This is a genomic window from Lentzea nigeriaca, assembly GCF_016907955.1.
In the GTDB taxonomy this organism is placed as follows: Bacteria; Actinomycetota; Actinomycetes; order Mycobacteriales; family Pseudonocardiaceae; genus Lentzea; species Lentzea nigeriaca.
In genome coordinates this window covers 1,345,303-1,362,481 of sequence record NZ_JAFBCX010000001.1, presented here as the reverse complement: position 1 = coordinate 1,362,481, position 17,179 = coordinate 1,345,303, and the positions used below count along the sequence as shown (strand labels likewise).

General features: G+C 68.0%; 17 protein-coding genes. 13 read left to right on the top strand and 4 right to left on the bottom strand.

Annotated features, from left to right (window positions below):
* The first annotated feature begins 192 nt into the window (after window positions 1-192).
* The 9 genes from JOD27_RS05500 (at window position 193) to JOD27_RS05460 (ending at window position 7,781) form a co-directional block, all read left to right on the top strand.
* A complete protein-coding gene (locus JOD27_RS05500) occupies window positions 193-546 on the top strand; it encodes a cupin domain-containing protein (RefSeq protein WP_204760950.1) in 354 nt (117 codons plus the stop codon).
* A 239-nt stretch (window positions 547-785) separates the two neighbouring features.
* Window positions 786-1,466, top strand: coding sequence for a haloacid dehalogenase type II (locus JOD27_RS05495; RefSeq protein WP_307829908.1), 681 nt, complete (start codon window positions 786-788; stop codon window positions 1,464-1,466).
* Window positions 1,467-1,483: 17 nt separating this feature from the next.
* Entirely contained in the window at window positions 1,484-2,758 is a 1,275-nt protein-coding gene (locus JOD27_RS05490; protein WP_204760948.1) for an NAD(P)/FAD-dependent oxidoreductase, read from the top strand.
* 52 nt (window positions 2,759-2,810) lie between these two features.
* Entirely contained in the window at window positions 2,811-3,746 is a 936-nt protein-coding gene (locus JOD27_RS05485) for an ABC transporter substrate-binding protein (protein ID WP_204760947.1), read from the top strand.
* 38 nt (window positions 3,747-3,784) lie between these two features.
* Entirely contained in the window at window positions 3,785-4,666 is an 882-nt protein-coding gene (locus JOD27_RS05480; RefSeq protein ID WP_204760946.1) for an amino acid ABC transporter permease, read from the top strand.
* A complete protein-coding gene (locus JOD27_RS05475; RefSeq protein ID WP_204760945.1) occupies window positions 4,663-5,430 on the top strand; it encodes an amino acid ABC transporter ATP-binding protein in 768 nt (255 codons plus the stop codon). Before JOD27_RS05480 ends, JOD27_RS05475 begins: the two co-directional genes overlap by 4 nt.
* 2 nt (window positions 5,431-5,432) lie before the next feature.
* Entirely contained in the window at window positions 5,433-5,906 is a 474-nt protein-coding gene (locus JOD27_RS05470; RefSeq protein WP_204760944.1) for a RidA family protein, read from the top strand.
* Between the two features lie 14 nt (window positions 5,907-5,920).
* Window positions 5,921-7,027 (top strand): alanine racemase, encoded by a 1,107-nt coding sequence (locus JOD27_RS05465; protein WP_204760943.1) that lies wholly within the window; start codon window positions 5,921-5,923, stop codon window positions 7,025-7,027.
* A gap of 19 nt (window positions 7,028-7,046) precedes the next feature.
* Window positions 7,047-7,781, top strand: a complete 735-nt coding sequence (locus JOD27_RS05460; RefSeq protein ID WP_204760942.1) for an SDR family NAD(P)-dependent oxidoreductase — start codon at window positions 7,047-7,049, stop codon at window positions 7,779-7,781.
* A gap of 12 nt (window positions 7,782-7,793) precedes the next feature.
* Here JOD27_RS05460 and JOD27_RS05455 read toward each other — a convergent pair whose 3' ends face one another.
* Window positions 7,794-8,465: a GntR family transcriptional regulator gene (locus JOD27_RS05455; RefSeq protein WP_204760941.1), complete on the bottom strand. Its 672-nt coding sequence runs from the start codon at window positions 8,463-8,465 to the stop codon at window positions 7,794-7,796.
* Window positions 8,466-8,773: 308 nt separating this feature from the next.
* Here JOD27_RS05455 and JOD27_RS44560 point away from each other — a divergent pair, with 308 nt between their 5' ends.
* The gene (locus JOD27_RS44560; protein ID WP_239566328.1) at window positions 8,774-10,261 is read left to right on the top strand and encodes a glycosyltransferase; all 1,488 of its coding nucleotides are present in this window, start codon (window positions 8,774-8,776) and stop codon (window positions 10,259-10,261) included.
* Window positions 10,262-10,621: 360 nt separating this feature from the next.
* On the opposite strand, the gene JOD27_RS05445 is transcribed toward JOD27_RS44560, so the two are convergent.
* Window positions 10,622-11,503 (bottom strand): sulfotransferase domain-containing protein, encoded by an 882-nt coding sequence (locus JOD27_RS05445; protein ID WP_204760940.1) that lies wholly within the window; start codon window positions 11,501-11,503, stop codon window positions 10,622-10,624.
* 216 nt (window positions 11,504-11,719) lie between these two features.
* Between JOD27_RS05445 and JOD27_RS05440 the strand changes: the two genes are divergently transcribed.
* A complete protein-coding gene (locus tag JOD27_RS05440) occupies window positions 11,720-12,109 on the top strand; it encodes a hypothetical protein (RefSeq protein ID WP_204760939.1) in 390 nt (129 codons plus the stop codon).
* A 74-nt stretch (window positions 12,110-12,183) separates the two neighbouring features.
* Here JOD27_RS05440 and JOD27_RS46430 read toward each other — a convergent pair whose 3' ends face one another.
* Together JOD27_RS46430 and JOD27_RS05430 are read right to left on the bottom strand one after the other, a co-directional pair.
* Complete coding sequence (locus JOD27_RS46430) at window positions 12,184-13,305, bottom strand: PucR family transcriptional regulator (protein WP_204760938.1); 1,122 nt, start codon at window positions 13,303-13,305, stop codon at window positions 12,184-12,186.
* Entirely contained in the window at window positions 13,302-14,441 is a 1,140-nt protein-coding gene (locus JOD27_RS05430) for a PucR family transcriptional regulator (protein WP_204760937.1), read from the bottom strand. The genes JOD27_RS46430 and JOD27_RS05430 overlap by 4 nt, the downstream gene beginning before the upstream one ends.
* Before the next feature lie 213 nt (window positions 14,442-14,654).
* Here JOD27_RS05430 and JOD27_RS05425 point away from each other — a divergent pair, with 213 nt between their 5' ends.
* Both JOD27_RS05425 and JOD27_RS05420 read left to right on the top strand, forming a co-directional pair.
* Window positions 14,655-16,091 carry an FAD-dependent oxidoreductase gene (locus JOD27_RS05425; RefSeq protein WP_204761188.1) on the top strand — a complete coding sequence of 479 codons (1,437 nt, stop codon included), beginning with the start codon at window positions 14,655-14,657 and terminating at the stop codon, window positions 16,089-16,091.
* The gene (locus JOD27_RS05420) at window positions 16,088-17,152 is read left to right on the top strand and encodes a hypothetical protein (RefSeq protein ID WP_204760936.1); all 1,065 of its coding nucleotides are present in this window, start codon (window positions 16,088-16,090) and stop codon (window positions 17,150-17,152) included. The genes JOD27_RS05425 and JOD27_RS05420 overlap by 4 nt, the downstream gene beginning before the upstream one ends.
* Window positions 17,153-17,179 lie beyond the last annotated feature (27 nt).

Genomic DNA, 17,179 nt, shown 5'->3' with positions numbered 1-17,179 from the left:
ACACGTGGACTCGGTAGCGGGTGCCGGAGATAGTCGATGAAACCCGGCAGCCCCACCACCTGCGCCGCTTGCCGCGCGCCGAGACCACGGCGGGCGCCAGTCAGGCCCTGGTCCGAGATGCGCGAACTCGACCCGGTTTCACCTCGTATGTCCGCTCCAGAATCGCATTTTCCCAGACCAGCAGAGGAAAGCATGTCGCTCCTGAAGACCATCGACACCAATCCCTCTTTCACCCCTAGCGAGTCCGGCCCACTGCCGGAACGCCTGATCTCCGGCGACCCGACCTATAAGACCTGGGCCCAGGACGCCGCCCGCGGGGAAAAGATCAACACTGGTGTGTGGGAGGCCACTCCCGGCGAGACGCGCTCGATCAAGGGCGAGACCTTCGAGTTCTGCCACATCATTTCCGGCGTCATCGAAATCACGCCGGATGGCGGTGAGCCGGTGATCTACACGGCGGGCGACAGCTTTGTCATGAAGCCCGGCTTCGTCGGTGTCTGGAAGACCATTGAAACCGTGCGCAAGATCTACCTCACCGTGTCGTAACGCCGATGCCTGCGGGCGCTGCCCTCGTCGAGACGTCTCGCGATGGCAACCTGCCAGAGACACATGGGGGCGGCGGCTTCCGCCACGTCCATCGCGCCCGATCCACTTGTCGGAGCCCAGTTCGTCGACCTCCGCGCTCCGTCGACGCGGCCGGCCGGCCGCGTCGAGGCGATGCAGCGTTGACAGCCCTCGCAAGATGGTCGACAATCGACAAACGACGATCGAACACAGGAGGAACAGTGGAGTTCGAGAGCAAGCCGAAGTTCGTCACGTTCGACATGAACGGGACGCTGATCCACTTCCGCATCAACGACGTGATCCGCCAGGTCCTGGGCGACCGGCTGCCGGCCGAGATCGCCGAGCAGTTCCGGCAGACGGGCAACGAGTTCCGGTACGACGAGACCCTGGGCGACTACAAGCCGTTCCACCAGGTCATCGCCAACTCGCTGGAGCGCACCATGCGCCACTTCGGCCTGGAGTACCGCGCCGGTGACGCTCAGGCGGTGTACGAACAGATCCCCACGTTCACCCCCTACCCCGGTGTCACCGAGGCCCTGAACCGCCTGGCCGAGGAGGTTCCGCTGGTCATCGTGACGAACACCGATGACGTCCACGCGCCGAGCCTCGTGGAGAACCTCAAGGCCCCGTTCGAGGTCGTTATCACCGCCGAGCAGATGGGCTGCTACAAGCCGCGGCTGCACGCGTGGCAGTACACATTGGACAAGCTAGGCGCGACGCCCGACGAGATCGTGTGGGTCTCGGCGAGCCCGAAGTACGACCTCCGCTCCGCGACCGTCATGGGCTTCGAAAACAAGGTGTACATGGACCGCGGCTTCGAGCCGGACCACCCGTGGCTCGGCTGCAAGCGGATCACCGACATCGCCGACCTCCCCGTCCTCTTCGGTCTGCCCCGCCCCTGAAGAGCCGGAGGACAGCGATGAAGTTCACCCCTTACTGGCTCGACACCGCGCCACAGGGCCCTTCCCGATCGCGGACCGAGATCGGTGGGCGGGTCGACGTCGCGATCGTCGGTGCAGGGCTGACCGGCCTCTCGGCGGCCCTACACCTGGCGCGGAAAGGCGCGAACGTCCAGGTCTTCGAGAGGGAAACGGTCGGCTGGGGTGCGTCCGGCCGCAACGGCGGCATGGCCACCACCGGCCTGTCGATCGGCTTCCGCGACGCGGTCAGCCGCTACGGCCTGGAGACCGCGAAGGCGTACCTGCTGGCCTACCACGACGCGGTAGACACCGTCGAGAAGCTGGTCGGCGACGAGGGCATCGACTGCGATTTCGCCCGCACCGGCAAGCTGAACCTCGCGTCGAAGCCGACCCACCTCGACGGCCTGCGCAAGACCGCCGAGGTGCTGTCCGGGATCGGCGTCGAGACGCGCGTGGTGAGCAGGAACGAGCTCAGTGCGGAAATCGGCTCCGACTGCTTCCACGGCGCGATGGCCGATTCCAAGAGCGCGGGTCTGCACGTCGGCAAATTCGCCAGAGGACTCGCCGAGGCAGCGGTGCGGACAGGCGCCACCATCCACGAGAAGGCACCGGTCGAGCAGATCCGGCGGCTGAACGGAACGCGGCACGAACTGGTCACACCGCGGGGAACCGTGCAGGCGGACCAGGTGCTCGTGGCGACGAGCGGCTACACCGGCCGGCCGTTCCGCTGGCAGCAGGTCAGGATCGCGCCCGTCGGCAGCTTCATCATCGTGACCGAGCCGCTGGGCGAGGACGTCTGCGACGAGTTGCTACCGACCAGGCGGATGGCGTCGACGTCGAAGAACCTGTTGAACTACTTCAGGATCACCCCGGACCACCGGCTGCTGTTCGGCGGCCGAGCCCGGTTCACCATGTCCAACCCGCAGTCGGACGAGAAGTGCGGGCGCATCCTGCAGAAGGCGATGACCGAAGTCTTCCCGCAGCTCGCGAAGGCACGGGTCGACTACTGCTGGGGCGGTCTGGTCGACATGAGCATGGACCGCATGGTGCACGCCGGTGAGCGCGACGGGTTGTTCTACTCGCTCGGCTACTCCGGTCACGGCGTGCAGATGGCCACGCACATGGGCAAGCAGATGGCCGAGTACCTGAACGGCACGACGAGCGCGAACCCTTGGCGCGACTTGAAGTTCACCCGCATCCCCGGGCACTTCGGACCGCCCTGGTTCCTGCCTTTCGCAGGCGCCTACTACAAGTTCAAGGACCTCATGAAGTGAGCGGGCCGCCTCGTCCCGCACCACGTTCCCAGTCTGAAGAAGGACGGCCACCATGCGAGTCACCACACCACTGCGTGCCGCGTTCGCCGCGACGTCCCTGACAGTCGCGCTGGTCGCGTGCGGGTCGGTCGACGCCTCCCAGCCCAAGCCCAAGGAGTCCGATCAGGTCGAGCACACCGATGACATCTCGGCGGGCGTGCAGCCGGATCCGGCGGCGGTGAAGCTGTTGCCGGAGGCGGTGAAGACCAAGGGCACCATTTCGGTGGCGATGGACCTGTCGAGTCCACCGACCACGTTCATGGCGACGGACAACAAGACGCCGATCGGGTTCAACCCGGACATGGCGCGGCTGATCGCGGCGAAGCTCGGGGTCAAACTGCAGATCGACAACGTCAAGTTCGACACCATCATCCCGGGCCTGCAGGGCGGGCGGTTCGACTTCACCGCGACCACCATGGGGGCCACCGCGGAACGGCTCAAGGTGCTCGACATGATCAACTACTTCCAGAACGGCACCGGCGTCGCCGTCCCCCGCGGCAACCCGCAGAAGCTGAACGTCCACGAGCTGTGCGGACGCCGCGTCGGCGTGCAGTCCGGCACCACGGCGGAACTCAAGTGGCTGCCGCAGCTCAACGACAAGGACTGCACGAGCCAGGGCAAATCCGCCATCACCGCAGTGACCCTGCCCAGCGTCAACGACGCGCTGACCCAGCTCGCCTCCAAGCGTCTCGACGCGGTGATGTACGACTTCACCTCGCTTTCATGGGCCGCCAAGCGACAGCCCGAGGCGCTGGAGGTCCTGCCCGAGCGAGTCGTCTCCGCCACGGTGAACGTCGCGCTGCCCAAGGGCTCCGCGCTCACCCCCGCGATCCAGGCGGCCGTCCAGTCCATCATCGACAGTCCCAAGTACGCCGAAGCACTCGACCGCTGGGGCTTCCAGGGCCTCGGCATCAAGACCGCGGCGATGGCCGTCCCACTGGGGCAGTGATGTCCACCAAGACGATCGGTTCACCTACCAGTCGGCCGGTGCCTGAACTGTTGCCGGAACAGAAGAAGCGGATCACGCCGAAGCGTCCGCGCGACTACGTGTCTTGGGCGGTCGCTGTCGCGATCGTCGGCGGCCTGGTCACCACGACGGTGACGAACGAGAACTACCAGTGGCCGGTGGTGTTCAGCTACTTCACCGCCCAGTCCATTCTGGACGGTCTGGTGCTGACGCTGGTCCTGACCGTGGCCAGCATGGTGCTGGGCACGCTGCTCGGGCTGGTGCTCGCGGTGATGCGGATGTCGCACCAGGCACCGATCTCCGGCCTGGCCCGGCTCTACATCACGTTCTTCCGCGGCACACCGGTCCTCGTGCAGCTCATCTTCTGGTTCAACATCGCCGCGCTCTACCCGAACGTCTCCCTCGGCATCCCCTTCACCGACATCTCCACCCCGGTCGACGTCAACGCGCTGATGACCCCGCTGACCGCGGCCATCGTCGGTCTGACGCTGAACCAGGCCGCCTACATGGCCGAGATCATCCGCGGTGGGTTCGCGTCGGTGAACCGCGGCCAGTACGAGGCAGCGGACTCGCTGGGCATGAGCGGGTTCACCAGGCTCCGCCACGTGATCATCCCGCAGACCATGCCCGCGATCATCCCCGCCACCGGCAACCAGGTGATCGGCATGCTCAAGGAGACCTCGCTCGTGAGCGTGCTCGGTGTGGCCGAACTGCTCAACAGCGCACAGTCCATCTACGCCCGCACCTACCAGACCATTCCGCTGCTCATCGTCGCCAGCCTCTGGTACCTGATCATGACCATGGCGCTCAGCGTGCCCCAGTCCATGATCGAGCGCCGCTTCTCCCGCTCGACCCGCAGGCCCGCCCCGGTGGCCGTCGCGACGAAGGAGTCGTTGCTGTGAAAGCCGACGGAACAATCGTCGCCCGCCAGTTGCACAAGAGCTTCGGCAGTCACGAGGTGCTGCGCGGGATCGACCTGTCCGTCGCGGCGGGCGAGATCTCGTGCATCATCGGCCCGAGCGGGTCCGGCAAGTCGACGTTGTTGCGCTGTGTCAACGGGTTGGAGACCGTCGACCGCGGCGTGCTGCGGGTCAACGGAGAAGACTTCGGCTACGTCGAGACAGACAACGCCTACCACGCCGTACGCCCCCAGCGGCTGGCCGAGCAACGCTCTCACATCGGCATGGTGTTCCAGCAGTTCAACCTGTTCCCCAACATGACCGCCGAGGACAACGTGATCTCCGGGCCGGTGCTGGTGAAGAAGGTGAACCGCAAGGTCGCCAGGGAACAGGCCCAGAAACTCCTGGCCCAGGTCGGGCTCGCCGGGTGCGGCCACAAATATCCCGCCCAGCTGTCCGGCGGTCAGCAGCAACGTGTCGCCATCGCTCGCGCCCTCGCGATGGAGCCGAGCATCATGCTGTTCGACGAACCCACCAGCGCACTCGACCCCGAACTCGTCGGTGAAGTCCTCGCCGTCATGCGCGACCTCGCCCACCACGGCATGACCATGCTCGTCGTCACCCACGAGATGGGCTTCGCCCGCGACGTCGCCGACGAAATCCTCTTCATGGACGGTGGAGTCGCCATCGAACGCGGCGACGCACGCGAAGTACTCGCCAACCCACGCGAAAAACGAACCCAAGAGTTCCTCGAGAGGGTGCTGTGACTGTGATCGAAAGTGCTGTGAAGGCAACGGATCGGCTCCAGGCTCTCGGGCTGGAGCTGCCCGCCCTCGGATTCGGTGCGAGCCCGCACTTCGTGAACCACCGGACGGTGGACTCGAGCATCTACATCTCGGGCCAGTTGCCGTACCGGGACGGCGTGCTGCTGGGCCAGGGCATCGTCGGCCGGGACGTCGACGTGCCGACGGCGCGCGACTTCGCCCGTCAGACCGCCCTCAACGCACTCGCCATTGCCGCGGACGCGGTGGGAGATCTCGACCGGGTCAGGGTTGTGCAGATGCTGGTTTTCGTGGCCAGTACACCGGATCTGGGCGAGCAGTCGCGCGTCGCCGACGCGGCCAGTGACCTCCTCGTCGACGTGCTCGGTGAGAACGGGCGGCACGCGCGCACCGCGATCGGCGTCGCGGGGCTGCCGCGCAACAGTCCGGTCGAGATCCAGATGGTCTGCACCGCGGTGTAGGAAAGGAGTGCAACGTGAGCCGACTCCAGCGAGCGCTCGCCACCTTGGCAGGGCGGATCGACACCCCGGTGCCGATCGTGCTGGTCGACGTCATGCAGGACAACATCGACCGCATGCAGGCTTTCGCCGACCAGCACGGTCTCCACGTCCGGCCGCACGTCAAGACGCACAAGTGCGTCGAGATCGGCAGGCGCCAGCTCGCGGCGGGAGCGGTCGGCATCACCGCGGGCAACGTCGGTGAGGCCGAGGTCTTCGCCGCGGCCGGATTCGACGACATCTTCCTCGCCTATCCGGTCTGGCCCTCGGGAACCAAGGGCGCGCGGCTGCGCAGGCTGACCGAGTCCGTCCGGCTGCGGGTCGGCGTGGACAACGTCGCGGCGATCGACGCACTCGCTGACGCGATGGCGGGCGAACCGGAGCGGCTGGAGGTCGTGATCGAGGTGGACTGCGGCGCCCGTCGCTCCGGGGCACCGCCCGAGCTCGCGGGCGACCTCGCGCTGGCCGCCCGCCGGCGCGGCCTGGTGCCGGTGGGCGTCTTCACGTATCCGGGTCACGGCAGCGCCGGTCCGGACGCTCGCCCGCGCGCCGCGCGGGACCAGGACGCCGCGCTCGTCACCGCAGTGCGCGGCCTCACCGGTGCCGGGATCACCGCGCAGGTGGTGAGTGCCGGCTCGACCCCGACCGTCGAATTCACCAGTAGCAGCGTGATCACCGAGATCCGCCCCGGCGAGTACGTCTTCTGTGACCTGAACAACAACTGCCTGGGTGCCTGTACCGACGACCAGATCGCGCTGTTCGTCGCCGCGACCGTGGTCAGCGACTGGGTCCCCGGCCAGGTCATCGTCGACGCAGGCACCAAAGCCCTCAGCCGGGAAGGCAGCGCCGAACGCGGCTACGGCGGCATCGCCGGCACGAAGGCCGTTCTGACCAAGCTCAACGAGTACCACGGATTCCTCGGTCTGCCCGCCGGTGAGTTCCGCCCCGACATCGGCACCGTGCTACCGGTGGTGCCGAACCACGTCTGCCCGGTCGTCCTCAACTTCGAGGAGCTGATCGTCACCGACAGCACGGGCACGTCGCTGCAGCGTTGGCCGATCGACGCCCGCGGATTCCTCAGCTGACCTACAGGAGTTGCCCGACATGAGACTCGACCACGTGACTGCCCTGGTGACCGGTGCCGGCAGCGGCATCGGTGAGGCGGTGAGCTCCCACTTCCGCCGCGAGGGTGCACGACTGCTGCTCACCAGCCGCAGGGAGCGAATCGACACGGCACAGCCCGACGACCTTTACGTCCCCGGCGATCTCAACGACGAGGCGTTCGTCGAAGCCCTCGCCCGCCAGGCCGCCGAGTCGTTCGGCACCGTCGACGTCGTCGTCCTCAACCACGGCCTCCAGGCGAGCAGCCCGCTCACCGAGATGACCTGCGAGGCGGCGAAGAACGTGCTCGACAGCAACCTGCTCAGCGCGTTCCTGGTGATGAAGCACTTCGCACCGCTGATGCCCGCCACGGGAGGCGCGTTCGTCTGCGTCAGCTCACGGCTCGGCATGGTCGGAAAGCCGGGCGAAGTCCTGTACTCCGCGGCCAAGGGCGGTCTGATCATGCTCGCCAAGGGCGCGGCGATCGAATGGGCCGCGCGCAACATCCGCGTCAACGTCGTCGCCCCCGGCCTCACCGTCACGCCGATCATCGAGGCGTCGTTCCAGCGCAGCCCCGACCCCGAGGCCCACCGTCGCGAACGGGAGTCCCAGATCCCGCTCCAACGCCTCGCCACCCCGGAAGAGGTCGCCGACGCGGTGCTCTTCCTGGCATCGTCGGAGTCGACCTACATCACCGGAGCGGTCCTCCCGGTCGACGGCGGCTACACCGCCTTCTGACCCGGCACGGCCTCACGCCTTCCGGGGATGGACCTCTGCCTTGCCGCTCAGTCCCGTCTGGAAGTGGGCCGCCAGCTCCTCGCGGAACTCGTCGATGTCACCCTCCAGCGCGACCGCGGCCAGCCTCTCGTGCTCGACGGCCAGCTCGCGCGGGTCGCTGTAGGTCTGGTGATCGACGCTGAGGTAGAGCCGCAGCTTGGTCTCCCAGCCGTTCCAGAGGTTCTGCAGAGCTCCGCTGCCGGAGAGGTCGTAGAAGAGCCGGTGGAAGCCGAGGTGCGCGTCGACGCTGGCCGGGATGTCGTTCTTCGCCAGGGCCCGGTGGAGGTCCTCGACGGTCCGCAGCAACCTCGACCGCTCGGGACCGCGCAGCGCTTCGTAGGCGAGCTCGGCCGCGTACGGCTCGACGAGCAGGCGGATCGCGTCGATCTCGGCGACGTCCTGAGCGCTCACCTCCGCGACGAACGCCCCGCGGTAGGGGATCTTGACGATGAGCCCCTCTTCCTCCAGCTTGGTCAGCGCCTCGCGCAGCGGGGACCGGCTGATGCCGAGGTCCGTGGCGATGTGCGCCTCACGCAGCTGCCCGCCGGGAGGCACGGTCCCATCGAGAATGGCGGCACGCAGCACGCGGTAGACGCCATCCGGCGTCGTCGTCCGGTCTTCGATCCACTTGAACTTGCGGTCCATTCCCCGCCGCCTCCCCTTTTGTCTTTTGTCGACTATACCGGCCCGGCGCAGGTGCCGCGGGACCCTGGACGGTCTGTGAGCACTCTCGCGCCGACCCTGGGGACACTCGCCGTGCACCACTACTGCACGGGTCAGCGTGACTGGGACTGACCAACGGGGAGGACGGCACGTGCAGCCCGGGACCAGAGCGCTGGATCACTCAACCCTGTGCCGCCCAAAAGTCGTCACCGCAGCGTGGCAACGCATCCCTCCCAGGCTGGCGACATGCTCAGGTCATCGTGTCCCTGCTGTACAAGGTGACCTGGAAGTTGCTGTCCGCCGCCTCGGTGCTGCTCCGCAGTGAGACAGAGAAGGACGCCGAGCTCCTCGTGCTGCGGCACGAGAAGTCCGGGCTTCGGCGACAGCTGGCCGGTGTCAATCACCGAACCCGTCCCGAACGGCCCTACATCCACCTGACCAAACCAGGCCAATTCCGGTCCGTTGTGCAGCTTCTGCCAACTACCGTCACGGGCATGCGCGCGTTGTGGGTGCCTGCGAGCCAACTGGGTGCGGTGATGCCGGTCATCCCAGTCGTGGAACAGCTGGCATCCGACGGGCACGACGTCACCGCGATCGCATGCGGTGCGCTGGAGCTTCAACGGTCCTCAGTGGCTGCTGCGGTGCGATTCATCTCCTTCCCTACCACGGTGAAGCACACCGGCAGAGAGGAGGAGAGCACCGCCAGCAGCAGGTTGGAGCACATCGAGACGCAGGATGAGAAGGAGCGGCGGATCTTCGACCGGACGGTGCAGGAGATCGCTGACATCACCGCCGCTGTCGAGATGGTCCGGCCCGACGTAATCCTCGGTGACCCCTTTGTCATGGGCACCACGCTGGCAGGAGAGATCCTCGGTGTGCCGGTGGTGTCGCTCATCCACCATCTCTTCGACGAAGGCGCCTCGCACTACTGGCCGCACCAGCACGTGTGGATGCGAAGAAACCCCAGCAGCCCTGAAGGTTTCGTCGAATGGTGGAACGAGCTGCGCGGCAAGCTCGACCTGCCACCGGAGTCCAGGCCCGCGACGGAAGCCCACTGGTGGCCGCACTCTCGAGACGCCTCCATCCTGATGACTCATCCCGTTGTGCGCTACCGGGCCCGTCCGTTGCCCGCGTACGCCCGTGTCGCTATGCCGCAGATGTGGGAACCCACGGACACATCCGACGTGCTTGCATCCATAGTGGACGCGATGCGAGGCAGTCAGCGGACCCAGGTTCTGGTGACCACTTCCTCGTTGTGGCAGCCAGACAATGGCTTCGTGTGGTCGGCCATCCAGGCCTGCGAGGAGCTGGGGTGGGACGCCACCACGACCATCCCGTCCGTGCGAGACCCAGTCGATCGGGTAGGTGCCGCGCACTCCTTTCTGCCCCATTCGCGTCTTCTTGCCGCAGCCGATGTTGTGGTCACAGGTGCCGGTCTGGGTACGGCACTGCGCGCCGTCGAGAGCAGGACTCCGCTGCTGTTCTGCCCGTCCAGGTGGACCAACCCCAAGTACAGAAAACGGGACACAACACATATCGCCGAGGTGCTCACCGAGATGGGAGTCGCCGAACGCGTTTTCCAGGAGGACATGACCCCTGAGGTGATGAGGACCGCGCTGGAACGCCTCGTCTCCCGTCGCGGCAACATGCGCCGTCGGTTCGCCATGTTCGACTCCGCGCTCAGGGCCAGCCTGAAGTCTGGGGCAATCCTCGACATCAGAGGTCTGTGCGACGTGATCCGGCAGGTTGCGGAACGCGGTCGCGTGCCGAGCGGGTGAGCGAGGGCTGGCCTCCGGGCAGAAGTCAGTACGACCGGGGTCTGTTCCAGGTTCTTCGACGCCCGTTCGAGAGCCCCACCGAGAATCATGTCGTGGTCGAACGCGAGATGACGGCCCTCGGGCACTGATACCCACTTCGCAGCGGCGGCATCGGTTCCGGCACGAGGACCGGGCAGATCCGGCGCTACGGTCAGATAGGTGATCAACGTGACGCGGCCTCTCGGGTCCCGGTCTGGCGCGCCGTACGCGCCGATCTGTTCGAGCGGCAGACCTCCGACCGCACGAAACCGCCAGAAGGTCCGGTCGTCGGCGAACGGGTCACGATCGACGGCGCGGTGACCGCCGGCCCGTGGCGCCGCTCTACGGCCGGTGGAGCCAGTCGACGAGATCGGGTGGGGCCAGTTCGGCCACGCGACGGTGGTAGCGGTCGAGCGCCACGGAGTCCAGCAGGCGGCGCCACTGGCCGCTCGTGCCGGAGCGGAAGAAGTTCTCGTTGCTGCGCCACAACTTCGCGTCCACGCCGGGAGCCAGGTCGTCGGCACGGCCGCGCATGCGGTCGAAGGTCGCCGCGGCCGCGAGCTCCGCGATGCGCTCGTCGCTGACCTCGATCGACAGCACCCGTGCCAGGCGCCGCAGCTCACCGGACAGGTCGGCCTTCAGGTCCGCGTAGTGGAACAGCGCGACCTGGGGCTCGTCGCGGCGCTCCCAGAACGTCCGCACGTGGTTGACGAGGTTGGCCAGGGTGATGCCGAACGAGGTCGTGTCGTCGACGAGGTCCGAGTTGGCCCACAACCAGAACCGGTCGAGCGGGTCGGTCGGTGGCGGCGGAGCGTCGAGGCCGGCCGGGGGCATGGCGTCCGGGTGGATGTTGGCCGTGGCGTTCTCGAACGAGAGCATCGCGTCCCGGGGATCGCGCCCGACGCAGAGGTAGGTCACGTCCTCGCGGAACGGCAGGCCGTCGAGCGGGGTGTGGGTCTTGATGAACCGCCGGTGCTGCTGGCTTTCGAGCGTCGCCAGCGTCGCGGCCGTGTCGTAGGTGACCGCGTCAAGCCAAGGCGAGATCTCGGTGAGCGGCCGGTCGAACCCGTCCGTGTCGAAGATCAGCAACGCGCACAGCATCTGCATCCAGGTGGTGCCGCACTTCGCGGGCGGGCTCACCACCACGTCCCCCGCCCGGAACGGGAAGTCCGCCCACAGGGCGCTGTCGGACACCACGGTTCGATATCGCCGCAACGCAGCCATGTTCAGCTCTCCCCCAGCCTTTTCGACCTGCGCCACCTCCAGAGTGACATGCCCCGCTGACGATCAACTGCTCCTGGCGGCCCAACGCGGTTGCGGCTTCACGCGAAAACGGGCGTTCGCGCGGCGCCGTTTTCTCGCGAATCGACGAAGACGCGTCACCACCGCGCTGGAAGGCTTCGATTCAGTCGAACCTGCTCGGCATCCCGGAGGAACAACGTGATCGGAAAAGGACTCGGGCGCCTCTGCGCGTCGATCGGTGCCACCGCTGCCATCACGGCGTCGATCGTGGTCGGTGGTGCGGCCACCGCCACAGCCCAGCCGGTGGCCTCACCGCACGCCGCGGCCGGGGACGTGGGTACCGCCAGCCTGCACCGCAGCTGGGCGTGCACGGTTCCGTCCGGCTACACCTGGTCATCGGTGCGCAGCAACCCCAACTGCGGCTTCCGCTACGAGTACTTCCTGCTCGACGCCGTGAACTACAACCTGACCGGCGTCTGGGCCTGTGGGGTTCCGTCCGGCTACACCTACACCTCCGCGCGGCAGGGCAGCAACTGCTCCGCCTCGCCGGGTTCCTCGCCCTACGAGTACCGGCTCGCGAGGCTCTGATTCGGCTCTCGCGCAGGGAGGAAGCCCTTCACCGCCCCGGCTCGGTGAGGGGCTTTCTCCTGCGGCCGGGAGGGTCAGGTCAGGACGCGGGAGACGACCGCACTGAGGATCCTGATCCCGTGCGTGGTGGCCGGGTCGATCCCGGTCAGCTCCCTGGCTCGCTGGAGCCGGTAGTCCAGGCTGCGCGAGTGGATGCGCAACGCCGCAGCGGCCCGTGGCCGGTTCAGGTCGTGGCGGTAGTAGGCGTCCAGGGTCTCCACCAGGTCGGGACCGCCGGTCAGTCGCTGCGCCAGCTGGTGCAGCCACCGGTCGATCTCCGGCAGGTCCGCGGCGCCGAGCTCGATGAACACGTCGGCCGCGGTGTGGAGGTGACCCGCCCGTGCCACCCGGCTGACGCGTCTGGCCAGTGCGAACGCCTCGGAGAGCGACGTTGCCGGACCGTCGGCCGTGCCCACGGAGAACGGCCTGCCGATGATCTCGGTGAGATCGCTGATCAGCCTGGCCGAGGTCGTCTCCTGCCCGGCGTCGACGAGCGCCACGAACTCGCCTGGCCCGAACCAGGTCGCCGGGGCACCGCACCGGCGCCAGGACGCGTGGACGGCTTCGTCGGCCACTTCCGTTGCCACGTCCGGTGTTCGGGCGACGATCACCTGGTAGCGGCCGGGCACCCGCACACCCAGCTCACCGGCGGTGGCAATGGCGGCCACCTCACCCGCGAGCACCATCTCGGCGAACTGCCGCACCTGCGCCATCTCCGGCAGGAAACGCTTCTGCCCCTGCAGGAACCCCGTGGTGTAGGCCTGCTGGGCGGCGGCTCCCTGCGGCCCCAGCCAGCCGAGCATCCGCATGGTCACGGGGAGGTCGGCGGGTCCCGACGCCTCCTGGATCTCGTTGAGGGTGGCGCTGGCGTGCATCGTGAGCAGGCGCCGCAGGGCCGCGCGGGACATGCCGGTCTCGCCACGCCGTTCGCCGGTGGCGGCGACCACGGCGAGGTCCTCTGCGGTCAAGGGCTCGTCGCAGGCGACGAGTTCTATGGTGCGGCGCCGGATGAACACCGCGAAGTCGAGCATGTCCGCGTACTCGCGCGGGTCACCGGCGGCAGCGGCGTACTCCGGCAGGTCAGCGGTGCAGATCTCGACGACCCGTCTGGCGTTGGCGGGCACCTGTTTTCTCAAGGTGCCGAGAAGATCGCTCACACCGCTTCCCATCCGGAGAGAGCACGGGTCACGGTGGCGCTCAGGATTCGGACACCCAGCACGGAAGCCGGGTCCAGTCCGGTGAGAGCGTGGACACGCCGCAACCGGTAGTCCAGCGTGCGCGGGTGGACGTTCAACGCCGCCGCGGTGCGCGTCCGGCCCATGTCGTTGCGGTAGAAGGCGTCGAGCGTCGCCACCAGATCGGGACCGTCGGCCAGTTCGCCCGCCAGCTCGCGCAGCCACCGGTCGACCGGAGGAATGCGGGCGGCACCGATCTCGGGGAACAGATCGGTCAGGTGGTGCACCGCGCCGGGTGCGGGCCGGACAGGCGCCGCACGGCTCACCTGCCGTGCTCGCGCGAACGCCTCGGCCAGCTCACCGCCGCGGCCTCGCGCGGCACCGGCGGCGCACGGAAGTCCCACCAGGTCCCCGAAGTGCCCGACGACGGTGAGGCTCGCGGACTCGTCCGGCACCAGCGCGACGAACTCGCCGGGTCCCGTCCAGCAGACCGGCGTCCAGTGACGGCTCAGCAGGCCCTGGAGAACGTCCGCCCGGTCGGGATTGCCCCTGGGGACGCGCACCACCGTCACGACGCACTCGCCCGGCAGGTTCATGGCGACGCCCGCCGCCATGTCCGCCGCCACCGGATCGTCGGCGAGCAACGTCCTGGCGAGCTGCTGGACGCGGTCCACAACGGGCAGGACCGCCTCCTGTCCTGCCAGGAACCCTTGCGTGTAGGCGGTTTGCGCGGCCAGCCCCAGCGTCGGCAGCGCGGCGAGCGTGTGCATGACGTCGTCGAGGTCGTGCGGGTTGGCCGCCTCGTGCACCTCCTTCAGCGTCAAGGAGGTGTGGATCTGCAGGGCGTGCCGCTGGGAGGCCAGTGAGAGCCCGCTCTCCGCGCGGTTGCGCCCGACCGCGTGGATGAAGGCCAGGTCGGCGGCGGGAAACGGTTCGTTCGCGGTCACCAGCGCGACCGTGCGTTTTCGCAGGTACACCGCGAAGTCCAGCATCGCGGCACGCTCCCCGGACTCGTCCGCGATCTTGCGGTAGTCGGGCAGCTCGCGAACGTAGACGTCGACAGCACGGCGGCTGTTGGCGTCGACGCTGTTGCGCCACAGGGTGAAGAGGTCCGCCACATCGCCCCCTCGGCCAGAGGTTCACCCGAAAGGCCATCGTGGTGGGAGAACCTGACCGGCAGGTACCGCCGGGAGGCCGACGCCGAAGACCGCCTTGTGCCGCAAGGGGTTCACGTCCACTCACGAGCGAGAGCAGCCAGTTCGTCGCTTGACGCCCGCACCGGCCGATCATACATTCGAAGCCACTTTGTATGATTGAGGGGGTTGGTCGGCATGCGCCTCGGCACCACCGCCGTCGTCCTCGGTGGCAGCGCGGCGGGCCTGTGCGCCGCGGGAGCGCTCTCCGCGCACTTCGACCACGTGCTGGTGCTCGAACGCGACGTCCTGCCGGCCGACGCCGAGCACCGCCGCGGCGTGCCGCAGAGCAAGCATCCGCACTTCCTGCTGAACTCGGGCCGCCGCGCCATCGAGAAGCTGTTCCCCGGTTTCGAGGACGAGCTCATCGCGGCGGGCGGGCTGCACCTGATGCCGTCCATGGACGCCGCCTACCTCGACGAGGAGGGCTGGTCGGCACGCAAGCGCGGCACCATGACGATGATCTACAGCTCGCGCATCCTCATCGAACGGGTGCTGCGCGACCAGGTGCGCAAGCTCGCCAACGTGGTCATCCGCGAAGGCGTGTCGGTGAGCGGGCTGAGCACCCGCGACGGAGAGATCACCGGAGTCTTCACCCCTGACGAGCACGTCGAGGGCGACCTCGTCGTCGACGCGATGGGACGGGGCTCCCCGGTCGGGACCTGGCTGGTGGCGGCGGGCTGGCCGGAACCGGAGGTGCGGACGCTCGACGCCAAGGTCACCTACACCTCGCGCTGGTACGAGCTTCCCGCCCAGCCGCCGCCGTCGTGGTGGTGGCGGCACCTGGTGATCATGCCGACGCAGCACAGGGGCGAGCACCCCGCCGAGCACGAGTTCCTGGTCAACTTCTTCCCGATCGAAGGCAACCGCGCCATCGCCTGCATGGGTTCGTGGGGACATGAGATGCCCCGCACCACCGAGGAGTTCGCCGACTCGGCCCGACGGGTGCGGACGCCGTTGTTCGCGGACGCGATGGACCGGTGCGAAGCTCTTTCCGAGGTGCACCTGACGCGGTCGACCGGCAACAAATGGCGGCGCTACGACCGGTGGGCGACACCGCCGCGGCGGCTGGCGTTCGTCGGTGACTCGATCTGCGCGTTCAACCCGTTCTACGGACAGGGCATCAGTTCCGCGGCGAGTTCCGCGGTGCTGCTGCGCGAGCACCTCTCCCGCGCCGAGCGGGTCGACGGGCCGTTCGCCGCGCGATTCCTGGTCGCACAACGGAAGTTGCTGAACGTGCCATGGCGCCTCGCGCTCGCCAGGGACCGGGGTTACGCGTGTGCGGAAGGCACCGAGAAGGTCAGCGAGTGGAAGCGCCGTCTCGTCGCGGCGGTGTCCGGGCCGGCGTTCAGCTTCATCGTCGGTGCGGCACGGGAGTACCCGGTGGTCGACGAGCACTTCGCCAAGGTGTTCAACCTCGACGAGTCGCTGGGAGACATGATGACCAACCCCCGTGTGCTCGCGGGGCTTCTGCGTTACCGCTGCCGCACCGCGCTGGGGCGGCACCGGGTTCCGTTCGGGTTCGACCCCCTGGCCGAACCACCGGTCACGGACTACTCGGCGGTGGCACGATGACCACCGCCTGCGGGCTGGACGCCGAAGCCGTCACCCGCGGCCTCGGCTTCGACTGTCACGACGTCTCCCCCGTCGTCTCGGTCCGGCCTCCCTGGGACCTCGCCCACCCGACGATGCCGTTGCTCGAGATTCTCGTCATCGGCGGCGCGGTTTTCGCTCTGCTGCACGCCGTTCGCCGCCATCGCGCGGGCGACTCGGCGAACCTGGTGCTGTGGTGGGCGTCGCTGGTCTACCTGTTCGTGATCGAACCCCCGCTGTACTTCCCGGAGTGGTTCGGCCTGGACGAGATCTACGGCTTCATCTTCGCCCACAACCAGTTCACCGTGCAGTTCATGTGGGACCGCCTGCCGCTGTACATCGTGGCGTTCTACCCGATGATCAGCCAGCTCGCGTACGAGGTGGTGCGGTCGCTCGGGATCTTCCGCCGCCGTGGTCCACTGGCCGGTGCGGTGGCCGTCGCCTTCGTCTGCCAGGTGTTCTACGAGGTCTTCGACCACCTCGGACCGCAGCTGCGGTGGTGGGCGTGGAACCCGGGCAACCACGTCGTGAACCAACCCGCGATGGCATCGGTGCCGTTGCAGAGCGCGCTGCTGTTCGCCTCGGTGTCGTTGGGCGCCATGACCTACCTCGCCGTGCGTCTGGCGGGCAACGGGCGGTGGCCGGTCCGTGCCGTGGTCGCCGGCGCGCTCACCCCCCTGGCGATGGTGATCGCCGGCGTCCCTTCGAGCCTCGCCGGCACGAACACCACCGCGCAGGCCTGGGTTCTCGGTGCCGAACTGGTCCTGGTATGGCTGGCGGGCGCGTGGATCATCGTGTCCTCCCGGCAGCCCCTGGACGAGCCGTTGCCGGTGTTCACCCGGATCTACCCGGCGTGCTACCTGGTGGTGATGGCGGCGTTCTGGATCACCGCCCTGCCGTCGTACCTCTCCGCCGAGAACGGCATCACCGCAGACGGCACCCCGGTAGGAAGCGGCCTGTACGCGCTCGCCTGCTTCGCAGGAGCCGGTCTGGTGCTGGCGACGCTCCACCGGGTGCGCCGCGAGGCACCTGCCGCTGCCTGAGGGATCTTCCTCGGGAAAGATGGTGCG

Bases quoted from the DNA above. Each gene is read 5' to 3' on its own strand.
- JOD27_RS05500 (WP_204760950.1), top strand. From the start codon at position 193: ATGTCGCTCCTGAAGACCATCGACACCAATCCCTCTTTCACCCCTAGC.
- JOD27_RS05490 (WP_204760948.1), top strand. From the start codon at position 1,484: ATGAAGTTCACCCCTTACTGGCTCGACACCGCGCCACAGGGCCCTTCC.
- JOD27_RS05485 (WP_204760947.1), top strand. From the start codon at position 2,811: ATGCGAGTCACCACACCACTGCGTGCCGCGTTCGCCGCGACGTCCCTG.
- JOD27_RS05460 (WP_204760942.1), top strand. From the start codon at position 7,047: ATGAGACTCGACCACGTGACTGCCCTGGTGACCGGTGCCGGCAGCGGC.
- JOD27_RS05455 (WP_204760941.1), bottom strand. From the start codon at position 8,465: ATGGACCGCAAGTTCAAGTGGATCGAAGACCGGACGACGACGCCGGAT.
- JOD27_RS05445 (WP_204760940.1), bottom strand. From the start codon at position 11,503: ATGGCTGCGTTGCGGCGATATCGAACCGTGGTGTCCGACAGCGCCCTG.
- JOD27_RS05425 (WP_204761188.1), top strand. From the start codon at position 14,655: ATGCGCCTCGGCACCACCGCCGTCGTCCTCGGTGGCAGCGCGGCGGGC.
- JOD27_RS05420 (WP_204760936.1), top strand. From the start codon at position 16,088: ATGACCACCGCCTGCGGGCTGGACGCCGAAGCCGTCACCCGCGGCCTC.